At 72.6% G+C, this 533-nt stretch carries 1 protein-coding gene; it reads right to left on the bottom strand.

Annotated elements, in window-relative coordinates; all coding sequences use genetic code 11:
* On the bottom strand, nucleotides 1-533 hold a 533-nt coding region (locus tag ACFPIJ_RS64460; RefSeq protein WP_380129458.1), incomplete at both ends, for a LuxR C-terminal-related transcriptional regulator.

The raw sequence follows: 533 nt of genomic DNA, 5'->3' as shown, positions 1-533 counted from the left end.
GCCGGTTGACGTCCGGGTCCGGGGGCATGCCGAGTTTGGTGAAGATCTGGGCGCACACGGCCTCGACCGTGCGCTCCCGGATGTGCAGCCGCTGGGCGATTGCCGCGTTCGAGCAGCCCTCGGCCATCAGCGCGAGCACGTCGCGTTCCCGGCCGGTGAGCCCGGCCGCGGCGGACGACGGCTGCGCGCCGTCAAGCAGGCGTTGCACGATCGCCGGGTCGATCACACACCCGCCACCGGCGACCCGCTGGACGGCGTCCACCAGCACGGCGACGTCGGACACCCGCTCCTTCAGCAGGTAGCCCAGGCCGGTCGGCTGATCCTCCAGCAGTCGTGCGGCATACCGCGACGCGACGTACTGGCTGAGCACCAGTACCGCTGTGCCCGGATGACGGGCGCGGATCTCCCGGGCCGCGACCAGACCCTCGTCGCGGTGGGTCGGGGGCATACGGATGTCGACGATGGCGACGTCGGGCTGTTCGAGCGCGACGAGCCGCAGCAGTCCCGGGGCGTCGGCGGCCTCGCCGCACACC

It is taken from the genome of Dactylosporangium cerinum, assembly GCF_042653625.1.
Classification (GTDB): Bacteria; Actinomycetota; Actinomycetes; order Mycobacteriales; family Micromonosporaceae; genus Dactylosporangium; species Dactylosporangium cerinum.
Note: the sequence above shows the minus strand (reverse complement) of the source record. Positions and strands in the feature narration are given on the sequence as shown.